This is a genomic window from Mesorhizobium sp. B2-3-6, assembly GCF_006442305.1.
Taxonomy (GTDB): Bacteria; Pseudomonadota; Alphaproteobacteria; order Rhizobiales; family Rhizobiaceae; genus Mesorhizobium.
The window spans coordinates 551,699-570,776 of record NZ_VFVW01000004.1 but is presented as its reverse complement, the minus strand read 5'-3'; the positions used below and the strand labels follow the sequence as shown (position 1 = coordinate 570,776).

Sequence of the window (19,078 nt, the reverse complement as noted above, 5' to 3'; positions counted from 1 at the left end):
CGGAGCGGGCCGCATGCGTTCGACATTCACCGTGGTTACGCCTGCGGCCAACCCTTCCTTGCTGACGATCGAACAGCTGCGCGCCGCCGCAGGTCTCACGGCCGGCGACGCGAGCCGTGATGGCGAGCTGACGGAACTCGGAGCCCGGGTGTCGGCCGACATCGCATCGGCCTGCCAGGTCCGAGGCGACGGGGTGCACGTCCCTACCCTCAGAAGCGAGACCGTCCGCGAAACCTTCCGCCAGCGCGGGCGCGACGACATGCTCTTTCTTGCTCGTCGGTTCGTCTCTGATTTGGTTTCGGTCAGCGACGCCGGGACGACACTGGTGACGGATGACACGGACTTGGACGCCGAGGCTGGGCTGCTCCAGAAAATATGCGGTACCCGTACGCTTGTGTGGACCCGCGGAGACGCGATCGTTGAGTACACCGCAGGTTTCACAGACGTCCCGGCCGACCTCGCCGGCGCCGCGATGGATCTCGCTCGATTGCGCCTCTCCGCCGATGCCCGGGATCCGCTCGTCAAGAGCGAGAGCGTCGAAATCCCGGATGTGCGAACCGTCAGGCACGATTTCTGGGTGGGCGCCATCCCCGGTTCATCGGCGGGCCCTGTGCCCGCCGACATTCTCGCTAAGCTGTCGCGGTACATAAACGTTGCGGTCGCGTAATGACGAATCCTGCATCGCTCATCGCCGATCTCGACGCCGCGCTTGCCGATGCCGGCGAGACCGTCACTGTACGCCGCTACACCGCGCCAACAGGCAGCCCGCGGCCGAAGATCGACATCGAGGACGTGCCGGCCGCCGTCCGGCCGGTGAAGCCGGACGAGCTCGTCGGCGACATCCAGCAGTCCGACCGCGTCGTCGTGATGAGCCCGACGCAGATCGGCGCGCTGCTGCCTATGAAGATCGGGGATAAACTGCTGATCGCCGGCGCCGAGGTCAACGTCCAGTTCGCCGGCCATATTCGGGTTCAGAATGTCGTCGTGCGCATCAAGCTTATGGTGCGAGGCTGATGGCCAGTTTCGCCACCTTCGAGCGCGACCTCAAGGTTGCCACAGCCGGTCTGGAGCCAGATGCAATCAACGCAGCCGTCGCCAAGTTTGCTCGTGAGGAGATCGCACGGGTCGTCGCGTCCGGCGAAGGTAGCCCGAATTTCGACCGCTACGTCAACGGCCGCGCCGGTGCCGCCGAGGAGTCGGTGCAGGCGCCAGGACCGATCCTTTATGTCTTCAACTGGTGGGCGGACATAATCACCGCAGCGCTCGAGGAGCTCGTGAAGCGAAGCCCACGGAAATCGGGGCGCTACGCCCGCTCGTTCCTGGTTGTCGTCGGCGGCAGGACCGTCGTCACCGATTTCACCAAGCTTCGCAGCGACGCCGAGGTCGTCATCTTCAATCCGCAGCCGTACACACGCCGCATCGAAACCGGATCGATGTCGCTATCGGTGCCGGCACGTCATTTCGAAACGGCGAGAGGTGCGCTGCGCCGGCGCTTCGGCAATTCGTACCGCGTCGAGATGAAGTTCGTCGAGGTACCGGGCGGGATCTCCACCATGGCGCCCTACCGGCTTCGAACGGGCAAGCGAGCCGGCGCCATGCTGACCTATCCCGCACTCGTGATGAACGCGCTCTGATGTCTAGTCCCGAAGCCTTTGACGGCATCCACGACTACCTGTTGGCGGCCTGGGCCGGCCGGACGCCGATGGTGTTTGAAAACGAGCCCTCCCCGATCGGCGACACCCCGGAGGCATGGGTGCTCGTCGAGATCTTCGGCGACTTCTTCGATCTCGCCTCGATCGGCGCCGAACCCGTGCTTGCGAATCGCTGGCGCGAAGGCGGCCAGGTTCTCATGCATGTTCTCACTCCGAACGAAACCGGCTCTCGGGCCGGCCGCGTCTACGCCAAGCAGCTGGTCGATCTATTTCGCGGCAAGGAAATCGCTGGGGTGCGGTTTCGCGACGCCTCGATCGGCGCCGGCGAGCGGGGAACGCAGGATGGAAACTACTACCGCATGACCGCAACAATCGACTGGGAGCTCGACCAATGAACAATGTTCTGAAGCCCTTCAACTCGACGTCACGCCGGTTTGCTGTTGGCGATCCGGTCCGCGAAACCGACGATCTCTCGCCGCACTCCTTCGTGGACCTGAAGGCGCGCAAGTTCATCGGGACGCCCAAGCCTGCCCAGGCCGAGAAGCCCGTCGCGCCATCCTCAAAAGACAAATAGTCCGCCTCACCTTCCTGACCACCAGAACCGCCCGCCCGGCCCCGCCGTAGCGGGGTTTTTCATGGAGAAACCCAGTGACAGATTCCAATCGTCTGCGCCTTACCACCGTGCGGGAATCCTCGCTCGGCGTCACTCCCGTTACCCCACGCATGCGCACCATGCGCATCACCGGCGAGGGTTTGAAGTACGAGCCTCAGTTCGTGCAGTCCGCCGAGCTGCGGTCCGACCGCATGAACGCTGATCCGATCAAGATCAACGAGCAGAACTCGGGTCCCGTGAATTTCGAATTCTCCTACCCCGTGCAGGATGGATCGCTTGCCGACTTCATCCAGTCCATGATGTTCAATCCTTGGGTCAACACCCCGACCCGTGACAACGACGGCACCGCCGATAGCGTCATCACGGCGCTCACCGGCACCACGGATGTGGTGACCTGTACGACTGGTCCCGCCTTTGCCGCGGGACAGATTGCCAGGTTCTCCGGGTTCGCCACCGGGGCGAACAACGGTGTCTTCAAGTGCACCACTGGCGGCGCCACCGCTCCGGCGTTTCTCGGCGCCGGCTTCGTCACGGAAGCGGCGCCGCCGGCAGCGGCACGCATCAAGGTGGTTGGCTTCCAGGGTGCCTCTGGCGACGTCACCGCGCTGGCCGATGGTCTGGGATCGACCGCGCTCGATTTCACCACTCTCGGGCTGGTGCCCGGTCAGTGGGTCAAGATCGGGGGCAGCGCGGCAGGCGATAAGTTTGCGGCTGCGGTCTGCAACGGATGGGCCAGGATTTACGGAGCCATCACGGCGACCAAAATCCCCCTCGACAACCTGCCAGTGGGCTGGACCACCGATGACGGCTCCGGAAAGACCATCAAGGTGTGGTTCGGCGATCAGATCAAGAACGGCGTCACGATGACGTCGCAGACGATCGAGCGTGGCTTCATGGGCCAGGCCGTGCCGACCTATATCGCGCAGCGCGGCATGGTCGTTGGCCAGGCCTCCTTCAACTGGACCACAGAACAGGTGATCTCGGGTTCGTTCACGATGAACGGTCTCACCGGCGAGCAAGGTACCACGCCGCTCGATGCCTCCCCGGATGCAGAAACCACCAATCGCATCATGGCCGCAAATGTCGACGTCGGCCGCATCGCGGAGTCCGGGGCATCTGTGGGTTCCCCGAACTGGATCCGGGCGTTGACGATGAACGTCAACAACAATCTCCGCATGAAGACGGCGGTTGGCAATATCGGCTCCGTCGACATCGGCGTCGGCGAACTCGCGATCGACGTCACGCTGGAGACCTACTTCGGCGACAACGCGCTTCTCACCAAGCTGCTCGCCGGCACCGTCGGCAACCTGAACTGCCGCACCGCCAAGGACGGCCAGGCCGTCGTGATGGCGCTGCCGCGGCTGACCTTCACCGGCGGCGCTCCCTCAGCCGGCGGCAAGAACCAGGATGTCACCATGGCGCTCGCCGGCATGGTGTCGAAGGATGCCCTGACGGCTGCCAGCCTCATCTGGGACCGGTTTGAGTACTTCGAGGCCTGATCCCAAATCCCGGCCCGACACCGGGGGAACGTTTGCGCGCGAAGGCGGGCGGCGCTGTCGGGGCGTCGCCCGTTTCCTCCCGACAAAGGATCCACCGACATGACGATCAAGCTAGGCAGCCTTGCTGCAGATCTCAAAAAAGAACGCGAGGGCGACTGGATTGAGCCTAGGGAATGGGGCGGTCTAAACCCGGAGAAGCCTTATGAGCAGACAGCGCTGCCGGGCCTGGCTTTCTTGGTGCGCTCGACGAACTATCCGCCCTACACGACGGCACGACAGGCCGCGCTGGAGGATCTGAAAAAGAACTATCCGGACGACAAGGTGCCACCGGAGGTGCAGGCTCGCGTCGAGGGAGAGCTGTCTGTCCAATATCTTCTCCTCGACTGGAAGGGGCTCGATATCCAGTATTCCGCCGAGTTCGCAGGCACCATCCTTGTGGCCGAGGAGCACCGCGTCATGCGCAGTATGATCTTCTGGTGCGCCGGCCAGGTCGGCAAGAAGAAGGTCGAATTCGTCGAGGCCGCCACAAAAAACTAACAGCGGCCTTCCGCTACGATCTGAAGCGGAAAGGCCTTGATACATGGCTGCTGAAACTGGCAGCCCAGTATCCGAACGAATTCCCGAACTCCCAACTGCCGTCACGTCCGGTCGAAGCAAAAGCCGAGGCCTGGCACAGCTTCTACTGGCGAGCCTGGGAAGCGCTTCGGTTCGACCGCCACTACGGCGCCTTCGGTGGTGAAAGCCCGATCAGCTTCGTCACCCTTGATACCTATGCGCGTCGCTACGGGATCGAGGGCGAAGCCTTCGAGAACTTCCATAGGTTCATGACTGCCATCGATACGGAATGGCTGCTCTACAGGGCAGAAAAAGACAAGGAAGAGGAGGCTGCACGAAAATGAGTAACGTTCAGCTCTCCAGCCTTCGCGTCTCCGCCGACATGGACGCCGGCAAGTACAAGGCCGGCGCCGATCAGAAGGTGGCGGCCGATGCGGCGATGGTGGCGTCGTCGCGCGCGGTCGGCGAGGCCATCGCACAGACCGACACGAAAATCAGTGCCTCCGGCAATGTGGTTTCCCTCCTCAGCCGAAAATACGTCGATGGCCAGAAGGAAGCACAAGCCTTCGAGCGGGACCTGCGCGGTCTCAACAAGCAGCTTGAGACCGGCAAGGTGTCCGTCGAGCAGGCCGCTACAATCCTTGTCGGCATGAACCAGAAGCTCGGCATCACAGCCGATCAGTCAGAGATCGCAGCAAGGGGCCAGGTGCAGCTTGCCGCGGCTGTGGGGGCCGCCAACGCCCAGATACAGGGGCAGACCGCCGCACTGGCGCGGGCTTCGGCAGCCCATCAGGCGTTCATCGCCCAGGCCCGGGCTGACCAGCAGGCCGAGAACAGCCGGCAGAGCGGTGCCGCCAACCAGAGCCGGTTCAACAGCTTACTCGGCGTCCAGACCACGCCGTCATCCGGCGCGCGCTCGTCGGCATCGGTTTTCGAGGCTCAATTCGCGCAGATCGAGCAGATGGCGCAGCTGCGGGCTCAGCACGCCGGCGCACTGTTCGCCGACAATTTCAACTCCTCGCTCATGATGAATTCGGGGAAATCGGCGAGAGCCTCCGCATCGGTTTTCGAGGAGGCCGGACGCGAGGCCGATCAGATGGCGGCGAAAGTCGCCGCGCTGCGCGCCGAGCTGAACCCGCTTGGTGCCGCCCAGGACCGCGTCAACGCCGAACTCGCGGAATACTCCGCGTTGGCCGCAAAAGGAGCGATTTCCGCAGAAGAGCTGGCGCGAGCCCAGAACTTGGCCAGGGGACGTCTTGCCGCCAATCAGAACGGCCATGGCGCCGGCAACTTTGCCGCATTCAATTCAGGGCAGCAGCTGCAGGACATCGCCGTCACCGCCAGCATGGGCCAAGGTATCGGCACCATTGCGCTCCAGCAGGGTCTGCAACTCGGCACCGCCTGGCAAATGTCGATGGGGGAAAAGGGCGCGACCGGCGTCGTGAAGACACTCGCCGGCGGCATCACGAGTCTCTTCTCCCCTCTCAATCTTGCTGCAGTTGGCTTCACTGCGGTCGTCGCCGCCGGTATCCAGTTTGGATCTAAGCTTCTGCCGCAGGTGAAGTCTGTCGACGATGCTATTCAGGCTCAGAAGAAGTCGGTCACCGAATTGGGAGAAGCCTACGGTGTCACGGGGCTGAAAGCGGACGATTTTGGCAAGAAGTCCGTTATCGCAGCGGAATCGGCGGCAAGGCGTGACACCGCTGCACTGCGTCTGTCCGCTGCCGCGGCCGACAAGGCAGCGCTGTCGCAGCTCACAACCTTTGTTACCCCGGGTCGCAGCGCCGGCGGCTTCTTCGGTCCAACCGAACCTGAGTTCCGCGCCTTCGATTCTGCGATCCAGACGTTACGAAAGAGCGGCCATGATTTCGCGGCTTTCGAACAGTTCGAGAGGTCGGTCACTGGCGTCGTAGCCAACAATCCCGGCCTTCAAACTGCAGGCGACAAGATCCTCGGCATCGTTGCGGCTGCCACCGAGGCGGCTAAGCAGCTGCAAAAGACCAACGAGATCATCAAGGACATCAATCGCGGCTCCGTAGGCGGTCCCGCCGCGATGGATCGCGCTCAACAGGCCGGTCGTGACGAATTGGAACGCCGCCGCCGCATAGGGACAGATCCCTTCGCGACGATCCGGATTGACCCCGCCGCCGATCAAGCCGGCATCGCGCAGCGCCGCGAGGCAGCGGCGGCCCAGCTGCAAAGCCTCGTCGCTAAATCGCCGGCGGAAAAAGAGGCGGCAGCACGCGCTGAAGCCGCGGCACAATACGTCAAGGGCGAAAGTGAGGTCGCTCGAGCAGACCGTATCGATCTCGCCGGCAAGATTGCACTGGCCCAATCAACGAACGCGCTGTCTGAGGCCCAGAAGGAGCGCGGCCGCTCACTCGAAAACACGCTGGCATCGGGCAAGTTCGATATCGACCTGATCGGCAAGACTACTGCGCAAGTCGAAGCCTTGCAGATGGCGTTCCAGTTGGAGCAGCAGGTCCGCGACGAGGCCGCCCGAAACAATGTCGCCGTCGACCAGGCCGAACTGGCAGCCATAAAGGCCAAAGCGGCCGAATACGGCAAATTGCGCGCGCTGCAACAGGCTCGTGACACCATCTTCACCCAAAGCCAGGATATCGACCTGCAAAGGGCCGAACTCGGTCTGATCGGTCAGAATACGCTCGCGCACGACCGCGCCATCGCCAGCTTTAAGGCTGAGCAGCAAATCCGCCAACTTGGCATCCCGCTCTACGGCGCCGAGGCCGTAGCCATCCGCAAGAACACCGCCGAGCTGGCGGCGATGGCGGAAGCCTCCGCAAAGGCGAAGCTAGCGCAAGACCTGATGTTCGAGCGCGACCAGCTCGGCCGCACCTCGCAGGAGCAGGACATCGCGTCCCGTCTGCGCGGCGCCGGCTTGCCCGTCGATCTCAACTCGCCGGAAGCGCAGCGGATGCGTTCCAACCAGGTGTTCTCCGACAACAAGGAGATGGCAACCGGCTTCCTCAACGACTTCAAGAGCGAGCTTCTCAATAGCGGCGGCAACATCGGCAAGGCGCTTGGTACCTCGATCCTCAATGCCCTGACGCATTCGATGGATAAGCAGTGGGAAGCCATCTTCGACAGGCTCGGCACCGCCTTTGCCAACTGGATGAGTGGCGGCAAGGGCGCCGGCGGCGCACTCGGTGCGGGGTCGAGCATCGTCGGTGCCGCGCTCGGTGGTGCCAACGATAATTATGCGCCTGGCGCGGTCACGCGCGCGCCGCTGGGAGCGATCGGCGGCAGCATGGCGCAATATGCCGCCGCGATCCGCTCGATCGAGAGCGCTGGCAGCGGTGGGTATTCAGCGCTGGGACCGGTCCTGAAGAATGGCAACCAGGCGCTCGGCGCCTATCAGGTCATGAAGAGCAACCTGCCGTCGTGGTCGCAGGATGCCCTTGGCAAGACCCTGTCGCCGAGCCAGTTCCTCGCCGACTCCGGCGCGCAGGACGCGATCTTCGCGAAGCAGTTCGGCAAATACCTGTCGAAGTACGGAAATCCGCAAGATGCGGCATCAGCATGGTTCACCGGCCGGCCGCTATCGAGCGGCGCCGGTGCCACGGATGTCCTCGGCACCACCGGTTCCGTCTATGTCGACAAGTTCAACGCCGCGGTGGACAAGGCCGCCGGAAGCCTTGGTGGCCTGGATAGCAGCGTCACCAACACGGTGCAGGCGCTCGCCGGCGGGATTGGCGGCAAAGGCGGTCTCGCCTCCATCCTGGACGGCTTGAAGCCGTCGAATTTCCAGGCCAACACGACGCTGTCGGACATTCTGGGATATTCGGGAGGTGGCGCCGCGGCACCTAGCGGCGGTGGCAGTGGCTTCCTAAGCTCGATCTTCAGCTTCATCCCGAAGTTGTTCGGTTTCGCTGACGGCACCGAATCGGCCCCAGAGGGCTGGGCATGGGTTGGTGAGCGCGGCCCGGAGCTCCGCAGGCTTCGCGCCGGCGACACCATCCGCAGCAATGCGAGGTCGATGCAAATGGCATCGGCCGGCAATTCGAACAGGCAGCCCAACGTCGAGCTGCATGTCCACGTCAATGGCGCCAGCGGTGATGATCATATCCGAACGCTGTCCAAGCAAGGCGCCCAGGAGGCGATCGGCGAGTATCACCAGGGCCAGGTGAACGGCGGGTTCGGTGATACGCAACGCCGCTACACCTCGCAGAAGGGGTAAGGCATGGGGTACATCAATCTCCCCACGCTCGACATCGACTTCCTGCGGCCATCCAAGATGTCCTTCGACACCAAAGGCGGCGGTCTGGAAGGCGGCCGCAACGGACTGGGCGAATCTATCACGATCGAAACCAGCGGCGGCGGTGTCCTCATCGGCTCCTACGAGGAGTGCTTCGTCCAGGCGAGGGAATCGCACGAATACATCAACTGGGTGGCGGCCCGCATGAACAGCTCGGTCCGGTTCATGAACGTGCCGATCAAATCAGACTGGATGGGGCCTTTCCCGGTCGACACGAGGAGCATCCCGCGGCCGATCATCGACGGCATTCCGCATTCGGATACCTCGCTGTTTTCCGACGGCGCCGGCTACAGCCAATTCTCCGTATTCGGCACTATGGGGGCCGCCGCGGCTCTCAACGCGGGGCAGATCACGCTCAACCTGTATGGCGCCGAGCGCAACCTGCGTTGGTCGGACTGGTTCTCGATCTATCATCCAATCAAGGGCTGGCGGGCCTATCGCTACTGGGAGACCACCGACCCGGTTCCGATTACCGAAACCGTTGAGGGTGTCGTCTACACCGGTTCGCAATACGTGCTGTCGCTCGACCGGCCGTTGCGCGAAGCGGTGCCGGCGGGGACGCGTATCGAGTTTGCGAGGCCGCGCTGCGTTATGAAATTCCCGTCAGGGTTCACGCTGCCTTGGGATGCGCAAGGGTTCTGGCAGTCTTCGCCGACCATCCAATTCGTCGAAGGTTTCTAATCGATGGCCTGGCAGGATCTGATCGGCTCCTACTCCGTCGACTATGTGCCTCAAGAGGTCGTCGATCGCATGGGATCGAGCCATATACTTGGCATCTTCTTCCGGCTCGACAGCGATCCCGGCCTGCATATCTGGGCAGGCGTCAACGACATCCCGGCCGGCTTCGACAGCCTCGACGAGGACGGCACAGTCTATCTCGGAGGCGGCAGGCTGCTCAATATTCCGACGCTCGAGGTGCTGGTCAACGGCCAGAGCTCCAGTGTGGAATTCGGGATATCTGGCGTCGACCCGGACACCGCGGCCAATGTTCTTGACACCATGCCAGACGTTCGCGGCAAGGATTTGAAGATCGGCTTCACCACGCTGGACGACTACTATCAGCCGACGACGCCGATCATTGCGCTTTGGACAGGAACGGCGTCGCATCCCACCGAATCCATGCCGCCAGTCTCAGGCACCGACAATCCGACCACGACGCTGACGCTTGCCGTGGTTTCCGGATCGAACACCAGGTCGCGCGCCTCGCTGGTGCTGTGGTCGGGGCCGCACCAGAAGGCGATGTATCCGACTGACAAGTTCTGCGATGGCACCGCGCGTCTGGCGCGCGGCGTCGCGCCGGCATGGCCGAACTACTGAGGCACCAATGACGCTGAAACAGTATATCCGGCTGCCGCATCGCTGGCAGTGGGGGTTCACCGACTGCACCCTGTTCGCCGCCGACTGGGTGGTCGAGGCGACCGGCAAAGATCCGGGCGCCGAGTTGCGCGGCACCTACTTCGATGCCGATGGCGCTGAAGCCATCCTGCGGGCCGCTGGCGGCTGCGAAGCCCTCGTCGGGGCAAAGCTCGGCGCCCATGGATTTCAGCGCGTCCAGCAGCCACAGGACGGCGATATCGGCATCATTAGCGCCATGACGGGTTTCGAGGCAGCCGGCCTCGCGGTCAAGGAGATCCCAGCCATCAAATTCGGCCCGCTCTGGGCGGTGATGTCGGCGCGCGGGGCAATGGTGAAGCATCTCGACTGGACCGGCGTGGCATGGCGCATAGCGTGAACCCGTTCGACGATGCGTTGCGCCAGGCGCTGGCCACGGTCTCGCGCCGGCGGAGCTATAATCCCGGCATCGGCGCTTTCGAGACAGCGACGACGCAGGAGATCATCGCAGAGGGCTGGCACGGTGCATATCGCTGGCCGGTCCGCAAGGACCCGATCTTCACGCCAATCTTTACCGCCATTCTGGGCAGCGGCGGGTTCACGCTTTTCGGCACGACCGTCTCCTATGCGGCGATCGCCTCGGCTATTGCCACCACCGCGATCGTCGCCGGCGTGCAGTATCTGTTGACGCCGAAGCCGCCGAAGCCGGAGGATGGCCGCGCGCCACTGACGCAGCCGATCCCATACCGGTTCTGGGGCGTCGGCGAGGCCAGGCTTGCCGGTGCGATGATGCTTTGGGAAGCTGTCGACAACCGCATGTATTCGGTGCAGGCGATCGTCGGCCATCGCATCAATGCCTATACCGGCTACTACCTGAATGACGACAGGGTCGAGCTCGACGGCAACACCGTCATCAGTCCGGACGGCGACCGATACGCCAGTGCCGATCCTGTTCGCATATACCGGCGGCTAGGGCTGACACCGGAAACTGCGATTGCCGAAATCGTAGATGATCTGGGCGCAGAAGGCGTCTGGACTTCAGACCATCGGGGCGACGGCCAGGCGTCGGTCGGCATGACATGCCGCGCGCCTGGTGCGGAAAACTTCCAGAAGCGGTATCCGTACGGCAAGCCTGCTCTCTCAGTCGTCGCCGAGCTTGCGCTGTGCTGGGATTTCCGCGATCCGGCGCAGGACCCTGAAAACCCGGGGACATGGCTCTTCACCAGGAATTCGGCCCTGATTCTGGCCTGGCACGAATGCTTCAATCCGTTCGGCACCAAGCGTGATTTCCGCAAGGCGCTGCTGCCGGTTCTCGACATGTGGCAAGAAGAGGCCGACGTCTGTGATGAGGATGTGCCACGTGCCACCGGCGGCACGGAGAAGCGCTACGAGTGCGGCGGCTTCGACACCACTGACCATGATCCGAAAAGCGGCACGAATGCCATCCTCGCCTCCTGCGACGGCTGGATGTGCGAGCGCGGCGATGGCGCACTGCTATTCGTCGCCGGCAAATTCAGGGAAAAGTATGTCGCCACGCTGACTGACGCCGATATCGTCGGCCACACCGTGCAGCACGATGTCCTGTTCGAGGAAGAGGTCAACCAGTTCATCCCGAAGTTCACCTATCCCGCTACCGATTTCACGACAACGGACACCGATTTTTTCGAGGATACGCCGGCCCAGATCGAGGCCGGCCGCGTCTTGCCGCAAGACGGCAACTATATCTGGGTACAGCAATGGCGGCAGGCTCGCCGGCTCGGCAAGCGGGAGTTCGCGCGACTGCGGGAGAAGAAGCGCGGCACGTTCGATGTCCGCTTCACCGGCATCAACTCGGTCTACGCACCATGGGTCAGGCTGGCGACACCGCGGCGGCTGCCGTCGATGGATGGCAAGCTGATCGCCAACCGGCGGTCGGCTCTGTCGGTATCGCGCGGCGGTTTCCAGATGACATGGATCAAGATGCCGGGTTCCGGTCCCGAGATCGACGACTGGAACCCGGCGATCGATGAAGGGGCGGCGCCACCGGTGCCGGCGAAGCCGGTTTCCGACGGCATTCCGAAGCCAATCATCGATACTGCGGCGGCAATATCCGGCAGCGGGACCGTCTACATCCGCCTCGCCTTGGTTGATCCGAACCGCAGTGATCTAACATCGGCCTTGCGCTATCGCGTCGCCGATGTGGGCGGTGGCGTCCCCGGCGCCTGGATCGAGCAGAAATTCCCCGGGATCGCACCGGATGCCGGTCTCATCGTGCTGAACACCAATCCGGTTCCCGCCGACACATCGATCAACATCGAGGCCGTCTATATCGGGTCGAACGGCAGCTATGGCGATTACTCCGATAGCGAAACGGTGGTCTCCACCGTCGACAACACACCGCCGGCCGCGGTCTCGGGTGTTGTTGCAACCGGCGGCGTCGGCCAGGTCGCATTGACCTGGAATACCCCGAACTCCGGCAATTATGTCGCCACCAATATCCGCAGGAATACGGTGAACACAGAGGGCTCGGCAACCGTGGTCCGCACCGAATACGGGGCGCCGTCGTCGTCCGATGCCTGGACCGATACGGCGATCGCCGCCGGCACCTATTACTACTGGCTGCGCTCGGTGAACGGCTCTGGTGTGGAAAGCACGTCCAGCGTCGCCACCGGACCGAAAGTCGTTACCTAACCCCAATCCGTCAAAGCCTCGTCGACGATTTTCACCCTTGCCGTTCCGGTGGGGTCTCCAGCCCTGGAGTTTTCGCATGCCCGAACTGATGAACACGATCATGGCCGATGGGCCGTCCTCCAATCCGTCTCAGCCGGTCAAGGCCCTGTTGCGGGCATGGGGCACTTGGGTCGAGGGCATCATCACCGCCTTCCTGTCTAATGGCGGTCTCATCTATGACACCAAGGCGCACATGGACGCCGATCTCGCCCACGGCGCCAATTCGTCAGCATGGGTGGTGAGCGATGCGACGGTCGCCAATAATGGCATCTACCGCAAGCTCGGCGCCTCCGGGGCCGGGTCCTGGACGCGAGTTGCCGATCTGCCCTACAGCTTCATCAAGGCGATCGATGCTGGTGCCGGGGCGCCGAACGCGATCGTGGCGACGAGCACAATTCCGCTGCCGTCGGCCGACGGTGGCACGCTCGTCAACTTCATAGTCTTCGAGGCAAATACCGCATCGCCAGTGACGGTCGCGTTCAATGGTGGCACCGCGCTGACGATCAAGACAGCTTCCGGCAACGATGTCGCGCCGGGCGGGCTGACGGCCGGCATGATGATTGCCGGTTTTAAGTCCGGCGCAACTTTCCGGCTTTTGTCCGACCAGGCGAGCGCTGCAATCCAAGCCGCGGCTGAGGCTGCGGCAAACGCCGCCGCGGCCAGTGCATCGGCTTCCGCCACCAGTGCCGCCTCTGCGGCAGCATCCGCAGCGAGTGCATCTGGAGCGGTCCCGGTTGCCAACAGGACGGCGGCCAAGGCGCTCGATCCCTCCACGAAGAAGGCATTTATCATCTATGACGAAGGTGGCCGAAACGGACCGTTCGTCTATACGCTGACGTCATCGCTCTCAACGATGGAGGCAGCAGCTGCTGCGGCCGATACACTTGAGGGCGTCTTCTTCACCAACGGCCTTTACACGGCAGTCCGCCAAGCAGACTGGCACGAGTCTGGTCTTGACGCGCGCTGGTGCGGGCTAAAGGCGGACAGCAACGGAACGACCGGAAACGGCACTGACAACCAGCCCGCATTTCAGGCGGCGGTGAATCTTGCCGTCGCCTTGGACATACCCAAACTCAACCTCCCAAATGGTATCGTTCGGTGCGGGTCTGTCGTCACCATCAGCGAGAAATCCCTGACCCTGAACGGCGCTGGCATGGGCCTGCCTGACGCATGGCCTGACCCGATTATCCCGTCAATGTCACCCGGCACCTGGCTTTATTTTGATCACACCGGCATCGGCATACAGCACACCAAGACCTCTACAAATCCGCGTTTTGCATCGCGCGTGCAAAACCTGACCACGATGCGGAATCAGCCCGCACCAGGACCAGGGTGGGCACCCACCTCAAGCGGAGCAGACTTCGATATATGGGCGCACATGGTTCATTTCGATAATGTCGGCCTGCTCAACCCGTACATCGCATTCAGCATGGTCGGCGCTCCGTGTTCGTTCAACCACGTCCGGGGGCAACCGCTTTACAGGTTTGTCCAGGTTTTCGAGACTTTCGATGTCTGCCGGTGGAATGACATTCATTTGTGGCCGTACTGGTCACTCGATGCCGATGTCGGCGCGTTCATGAACAACAATCTCATCGCGTTCAATATGGCGCGATGCGACAACCCACAAATGTCGAATATCTTTTCAATTCGGCAGAACATCGGCATTCGGCTGTATCAGGGCACCACTGGGTCGACCACGCGCCTAAAGGGCACCAACATAGAGTTTGACAACGGCGGGTCTGGTCTTGTCATAGCATCGGGAACGACCGGGCTAATCGTCCAGCTCACGCATTTTATCGTCTATTGTTCCACTTCAATAGCCGCTGACACCCGCGGTATAATTATTGAGGGCACCGGCCACAATGTCCACATCAACGGTCTGGACGTATCAAACTCCGGTGCGCAGGCAGTGCTACTTCAAGGGACCTCCAATAAGCTTGGCATCGAAAACTACCGGCTGGCGAACTACGGTGAAAATACCGCTACCGTTGGGGGACTGACGGTTTCCGGAACAGGTAACCGTTTGACGTTGACGGGCGCGGAAGACGTTTCCTCGCCACAGGTTGGCTCTACCAAATACAGCGATCTCGGCACAGGTAATGCCATCGTTGTGGATGATTGGAGAGCCTACACTCCGACCATCACCGCAACGACCGGAACGATTACTACCGTATCCAGTGTTGTGGGACGTTTTCGGCGCAACCTGAAATCGATAGATTGGTATGCCGAGTTTGTCGTCACAACAAACGGGACGGGAGCGGGAATGCTGCGGGTTACAACGCCCGAGGCGGCTACGGCCAGCGCTGGGGCGGAAGGCACCCAGTCCAATAGTGGTTTCAACCTCAATGGAAGTATCGCGTCCGGTAATGCGTACGCAGACTTTCGGAAATATGACGGCACTTACCCCGGTGTGTCTGCGACGGTGGTTCGGGTTTGGGGGAATTACCCTGTCGCTTAACGGCTCATTGCGCACAGAAGGCCAATTGTGCAAATGATGGTGGCATGCCGTTGATCGAGAAAATCACGCTTGCCACCCTGATTTGCCTGCTGTTTACCGTGGTTGCTGCTTGGTTCGTCACCCCTCGTCGAGCCAATCAGATACAGGACATCGCCAACGCGGAAATTCTTTGCCTGGAAGACGCGGCAAAACACCTCCCGCCGGGGACGCCCCCTTCCGTTGCATGCCCAAGCTTTTGATCATCCCAAATCGCTGGCTGACCGGCGGGCATAGGATGGTTGAACGCGCCCAATCCTTCGGATAAGTGGAGAAGTGGGAGCCAGAGGGGCAGTAATGCGATCTAGATCATCTCTTGTAGTCGGGGCACTCTGCGCCGGCTTGTTCTGCGTGCTGGCTCTACTTGCCATCGGTTTCCGGTTCCCGACCGTGAATGATGAAATCGGCTATCTCTCGATCGCCAACTACCTGGCGGGCGGCGGCGGCTTCTCGATGGCGGAGAACCCCTTCTATCATGCGGGTCAGGGCATTTTGATCGCCCCACTCTTCGCGATTTTGGGAGACACAGGCACGGTCTATCAGGCGGCGGTGCTTTTGAGTTGCCTGGCTACCGCCTTAATCCCTGCCGTTCTGGTTGGTTTGGCGAAGGAACTGGAGATTCCGCTTGATGCGAGGCTGTTGGCGGCATCGGTCCTGGTGGCGGTGTTCCCGAGCTTTTTCTATCATAACTTCCTGGTCTGGCCGGAAACAACTCTGCGTCTAGGCGTTCTGGTGTGGCTCTATGTCTTCGCTCGATCGGTTCGCACCGGATCGGTGGTGACTTGGGTTCTGTTCGCGGCGATAGCCTGCCTGCTCTATGCGCTGCACCCGCGAGCGCTTCCGTTCATACCCTTGTCTCTTGGGCTGGCCTTTCTCGGTGCATGCTGCGCACGCATTTCCTGGCTCACATTCGCGCTGTGCGCCGTTGCAGCTGCTTCAATCTTTCTCGGCATCGGAGCGGTCCACGACCAGTTCCGCATTCTATGGGAAGGTACACGATCCCAAGGCGATCAAATCGGGCGCCTGGTTGCGAGCATTCAGAACGTAGTGGGCGTGAAAAGGCTTATAGTCACCGCCACGGGGCAGCTCTGGTATCTTATCGCGTCCTCGTTCGGCCTTTTCCTGGTAGGCTTGTGGGCCGCATTCCACATCGTTGGCGAGCGGAAATCGCTTAAGTCGTTCGCGATATGGGCGGCGGCAATCCTGGCGTTTATCGGGGTGTTTGCCGCTAGTGCGTTGCAAATGGTCGGCTTCTCGCGGGTCGATCATGTTATCTACGGGCGCTATCTCGACGCGGTTTCGACGCCTTTCATCTGGCTTGGGCTGCTCTACCTGCCGATGCTCTGGAAGCAGTCGCGCGTTGGTCTCCTCTTTGCGCCGGTTCTGGCCATAGTCGTTCTTGGGGCGATCCCCTCAAAGGCTGTCTACGACGAAAACCTGGCCAGCGCGGTCGAGCCCAATATCTCCGGCCTCTTGTGGGTGAAATACATAGGCAGTCCGATCACTTCATTGCCGGTGCCGACAATCGTGCTGTTCGGTTCAGCCCTGGGGATCTTGGTCTTCGTCGTCGCCGGCCTGCTGGCGAGAACGAGCGCGTGGCGAGGCATGGCGGTGGTTGCTGTTGCGGTTCTGTTTGCGGATGTCGCCGTCTATGGCCAGAACCAAAACAATCGTGATGGGCGAGAGGATTACGTCGCAAGAAGCGCCGAGCTACTATCCGCCGCCGGCGGCAAGCCGGTCTATTGGGACCGATCGGCCTGGCCGCTCATAGGAGCGTTAGTCGATCAGTATTCGGCACTTCAGCAGCGCATTCCGACTGTTGACCTGCGCAACGAGCAGTTGCCTGATGGTTCTTTCGCGGTCTTCGGAGTCGAGGGGCCGTTACCTGCTGGTTATGGCTGCGCGGGGCGGTTTCTGGACGGGACACGGCTTATAGGCCCGTCAAGCGTTCTGCCGTCGACTTTCTGCTAAGCCTGCGCTTCACTAGCACCTTCAGCCTTCCTGGCTGGTAGCAAAGCCTAATTGTAGGCCGGCAGTCAGGGGAATTAGGAGAAGTTCCTTATGACAGAGACGAAAGAAGAGATTGGAGAGGTTCGGTTAGCCCGGTGCATCCTTCGCGCCTTGACCGCGGGGGATCGGGATGCATTCGTCCAGCCAGACGCAGATGATTTTTCGTCTGTGGATCGAAAAGTGGTGATTGATGGGCGCTTTGATATACTAAAGGTGGCAAAAGAGTTGGATAGGTTGCTTTCAACGCGGGAATGAATATTGCACGGCCTTCATGGCGGCATCTATGCTGGCTAGGATCGGGCCTGACTAAAGGCTAGTTCGGCCTTCGCAGTACATTCAGCACCACGTCGGCATCGTTGTGATCGCCGCTCACCATTACTTCCCATAAGCCGTCGACCAGCAGGAGATGTCCGCCGTCATAGGTGCGGATTTCGCCGGCGTTGAAAACCGCGTCGCGCATGCCCTGCCGTAGCTCCAGCCACGGTTTCGGCAGCGATACCCAATCCCCTCGGGGTTCGTCGTATTTCATCCCCTGGCCCTCCCGGGGCCGACCATAGCCAAAATCTGAAAAGCCACAAGCTGCCCGCAAGGGCGGAAAGGAACTGTCATGGCCGTTTCGCGCGAAAAGGAATCGCTTGCCAAGGTGCTGGTGCACGAAGGCGGCTATGTGAACCATCCGGCCGACCCGGGCGGTCCAACTAATAAGGGCGTCACTCAGCGCGTCTATGACGGCTACCGCAAGGGCAAGGGCCTGGCGAAGCGCTCGGTCAAGAGCATCACCATGGACGAGGTCGGCGAGATCTATGATCGCCAGTACTGGGACGCGGTGAAGGGTGACCTGCTGCCCGACGGCGTCGATTATGTCGTGTTCGATGGCGGCGTGAACTCCGGGCCCGGCCGCTCGATCACGTGGCTTCAGCAGGCGCTTCGTCCGATCTACACCGGGCCGATCGACGGCGTCATGGGTGTGGGCACGCTGGCGGCGCTGAAGGCGGTCAACAACAACGACGCGTTGATCGATCGCATCTGCGACGCGCGCATGAACTTCCTTCGCCATCTCGGCACGTTCCCGACCTTCGGCAAGGGCTGGACGGCGCGTGTCGCCGAAGTGCGGGCGATCGGCAAGGCATGGGCGACCGGCGAGAAGCCGCAGGCCGCCAACTTCATCGACGGGGGCCAGGCAAAGGCGCTGGTCGAGGACGCCAAGGCAGCGCCATCGACCGCGCCGGCCGACTTGGCGACCGGTGGTGGCGTCGCCGGCGGCGGGCTTGCTGGCACGTTGACCGAGCTGCAGAACCAGATCTCGCCGCTCTCCTATTCGAGCGAGCTTATTGGAAAAGTCGTCGTTGCCCTGGCGTTCGCGAGTGCGCTGCTGGTCATCGGCGGCCTTGCCTATCGCTGGTACGTCAATCGCAAGGCCAAGCACCTGGCTGAAGCCCTCGGCACGGTGCCCGCATGACCTGGCTCATCTCCCTAATTGCCGGCCTCGTCGGCGTTCCCCGACCGCTGGCCGGCGTCATCGCCTGGGCCGCCATCGCTGTCGCCGTCTCGGGCGCCGCAGTCGGCGGCTATGCACTCATCAAACATTGGGGCGCCGACGAGCTGCGCGCCAAGATCGAAAAGGAGAATACCGATGCGATCCACAAGGGCATTGACGCTCGCATGTCTCTTGACGAGTGCATCGACGCTGGCGGCGTGTACGACTTCGGGCGTCAGCGGTGTGATGCCGCTACGCTCGGCCCTCGGTAACAGCCTTGCCGGCGCGCAGGGCAAGACCATCGCCGACCAGAACAAGATCGACCGCACCATGGCGCCTGGCTGCGCCGTGAAGTTCTATACGCCGGCCGAATGCGACAGGCACACCAAAGCGAGCGCCGCGCGCCGCGCCGAACTGAAATCATAGCATCGCATCGAGGGCGGGATGATGCCGACATCAGG

21 protein-coding genes are annotated in these 19,078 nt (G+C 62.0%); 20 read left to right on the top strand and 1 reads right to left on the bottom strand.

The genetic code is table 11. The features are described 5' to 3' along the window. The first annotated feature begins 13 nt into the window (after window positions 1-13). The 17 genes from FJ953_RS15375 to FJ953_RS15295 all read left to right on the top strand — a co-directional run bounded on the left by FJ953_RS15375 (window position 14) and on the right by FJ953_RS15295 (window position 17,395). Window positions 14-667: a hypothetical protein gene (locus FJ953_RS15375; RefSeq protein WP_140624684.1), complete on the top strand. Its 654-nt coding sequence runs from the start codon at window positions 14-16 to the stop codon at window positions 665-667. Then, window positions 667-1,014 carry a hypothetical protein gene (locus tag FJ953_RS15370; RefSeq protein WP_140624683.1) on the top strand — a complete coding sequence of 116 codons (348 nt, stop codon included), beginning with the start codon at window positions 667-669 and terminating at the stop codon, window positions 1,012-1,014. Before FJ953_RS15375 ends, FJ953_RS15370 begins: the two co-directional genes overlap by 1 nt. Next, on the top strand, window positions 1,014-1,634 hold the full coding sequence (locus FJ953_RS15365) for a hypothetical protein (RefSeq protein ID WP_140624682.1): 621 nt from the start codon (window positions 1,014-1,016) through the stop codon (window positions 1,632-1,634). The genes FJ953_RS15370 and FJ953_RS15365 overlap by 1 nt, the downstream gene beginning before the upstream one ends. Beyond that, window positions 1,634-2,047: a hypothetical protein gene (locus tag FJ953_RS15360; protein ID WP_140624681.1), complete on the top strand. Its 414-nt coding sequence runs from the start codon at window positions 1,634-1,636 to the stop codon at window positions 2,045-2,047. The genes FJ953_RS15365 and FJ953_RS15360 overlap by 1 nt, the downstream gene beginning before the upstream one ends. Beyond that, a complete protein-coding gene (locus FJ953_RS15355) occupies window positions 2,044-2,226 on the top strand; it encodes a hypothetical protein (RefSeq protein WP_140624680.1) in 183 nt (60 codons plus the stop codon). Before FJ953_RS15360 ends, FJ953_RS15355 begins: the two co-directional genes overlap by 4 nt. A 74-nt stretch (window positions 2,227-2,300) precedes the next feature. Continuing rightward, window positions 2,301-3,764, top strand: coding sequence for a phage tail tube protein (locus tag FJ953_RS15350; protein ID WP_140624679.1), 1,464 nt, complete (start codon window positions 2,301-2,303; stop codon window positions 3,762-3,764). A gap of 99 nt (window positions 3,765-3,863) precedes the next feature. Continuing rightward, window positions 3,864-4,301 carry a hypothetical protein gene (locus tag FJ953_RS15345; protein WP_140624678.1) on the top strand — a complete coding sequence of 146 codons (438 nt, stop codon included), beginning with the start codon at window positions 3,864-3,866 and terminating at the stop codon, window positions 4,299-4,301. Next, entirely contained in the window at window positions 4,241-4,663 is a 423-nt protein-coding gene (locus FJ953_RS15340; RefSeq protein WP_140624677.1) for a hypothetical protein, read from the top strand. Before FJ953_RS15345 ends, FJ953_RS15340 begins: the two co-directional genes overlap by 61 nt. A gap of 752 nt (window positions 4,664-5,415) precedes the next feature. Then, window positions 5,416-8,517 carry a phage tail length tape measure family protein gene (locus FJ953_RS15335; RefSeq protein WP_140624676.1) on the top strand — a complete coding sequence of 1,034 codons (3,102 nt, stop codon included), beginning with the start codon at window positions 5,416-5,418 and terminating at the stop codon, window positions 8,515-8,517. A 3-nt stretch (window positions 8,518-8,520) separates the two neighbouring features. Then, window positions 8,521-9,276 carry a hypothetical protein gene (locus tag FJ953_RS15330; protein ID WP_140624675.1) on the top strand — a complete coding sequence of 252 codons (756 nt, stop codon included), beginning with the start codon at window positions 8,521-8,523 and terminating at the stop codon, window positions 9,274-9,276. 3 nt (window positions 9,277-9,279) lie between these two features. Next, the gene (locus tag FJ953_RS15325) at window positions 9,280-9,912 is read left to right on the top strand and encodes a hypothetical protein (protein WP_140624674.1); all 633 of its coding nucleotides are present in this window, start codon (window positions 9,280-9,282) and stop codon (window positions 9,910-9,912) included. A 7-nt stretch (window positions 9,913-9,919) separates the two neighbouring features. Then, a complete protein-coding gene (locus FJ953_RS15320; protein ID WP_140624673.1) occupies window positions 9,920-10,327 on the top strand; it encodes a hypothetical protein in 408 nt (135 codons plus the stop codon). After that, window positions 10,312-12,597: a hypothetical protein gene (locus FJ953_RS15315; RefSeq protein WP_140624672.1), complete on the top strand. Its 2,286-nt coding sequence runs from the start codon at window positions 10,312-10,314 to the stop codon at window positions 12,595-12,597. Before FJ953_RS15320 ends, FJ953_RS15315 begins: the two co-directional genes overlap by 16 nt. A gap of 76 nt (window positions 12,598-12,673) precedes the next feature. Beyond that, the gene (locus tag FJ953_RS15310; RefSeq protein ID WP_140624671.1) at window positions 12,674-15,094 is read left to right on the top strand and encodes a hypothetical protein; all 2,421 of its coding nucleotides are present in this window, start codon (window positions 12,674-12,676) and stop codon (window positions 15,092-15,094) included. A 44-nt stretch (window positions 15,095-15,138) separates the two neighbouring features. After that, window positions 15,139-15,333, top strand: coding sequence for a hypothetical protein (locus FJ953_RS15305; RefSeq protein ID WP_140624670.1), 195 nt, complete (start codon window positions 15,139-15,141; stop codon window positions 15,331-15,333). Window positions 15,334-15,481: 148 nt separating this feature from the next. After that, complete coding sequence (locus FJ953_RS15300; RefSeq protein ID WP_140624669.1) at window positions 15,482-17,101, top strand: hypothetical protein; 1,620 nt, start codon at window positions 15,482-15,484, stop codon at window positions 17,099-17,101. A gap of 90 nt (window positions 17,102-17,191) precedes the next feature. Next, a complete protein-coding gene (locus FJ953_RS15295) occupies window positions 17,192-17,395 on the top strand; it encodes a hypothetical protein (RefSeq protein WP_140624668.1) in 204 nt (67 codons plus the stop codon). A gap of 58 nt (window positions 17,396-17,453) precedes the next feature. Here FJ953_RS15295 and FJ953_RS15290 read toward each other — a convergent pair whose 3' ends face one another. Next, complete coding sequence (locus FJ953_RS15290; RefSeq protein ID WP_140624667.1) at window positions 17,454-17,669, bottom strand: hypothetical protein; 216 nt, start codon at window positions 17,667-17,669, stop codon at window positions 17,454-17,456. 78 nt (window positions 17,670-17,747) lie between these two features. Between FJ953_RS15290 and FJ953_RS15285 the strand changes: the two genes are divergently transcribed. The 3 genes from FJ953_RS15285 to FJ953_RS15275 are packed head-to-tail and all read left to right on the top strand — an operon-like array spanning window position 17,748 to window position 19,043. Next, window positions 17,748-18,599 carry a glycoside hydrolase family 108 protein gene (locus FJ953_RS15285; protein WP_140624666.1) on the top strand — a complete coding sequence of 284 codons (852 nt, stop codon included), beginning with the start codon at window positions 17,748-17,750 and terminating at the stop codon, window positions 18,597-18,599. Next, window positions 18,596-18,889 (top strand): hypothetical protein, encoded by a 294-nt coding sequence (locus FJ953_RS15280; RefSeq protein WP_140624665.1) that lies wholly within the window; start codon window positions 18,596-18,598, stop codon window positions 18,887-18,889. Before FJ953_RS15285 ends, FJ953_RS15280 begins: the two co-directional genes overlap by 4 nt. Then, window positions 18,864-19,043: a hypothetical protein gene (locus FJ953_RS15275; protein ID WP_140624664.1), complete on the top strand. Its 180-nt coding sequence runs from the start codon at window positions 18,864-18,866 to the stop codon at window positions 19,041-19,043. The genes FJ953_RS15280 and FJ953_RS15275 overlap by 26 nt, the downstream gene beginning before the upstream one ends. Window positions 19,044-19,078: the final 35 nt, after the last annotated feature.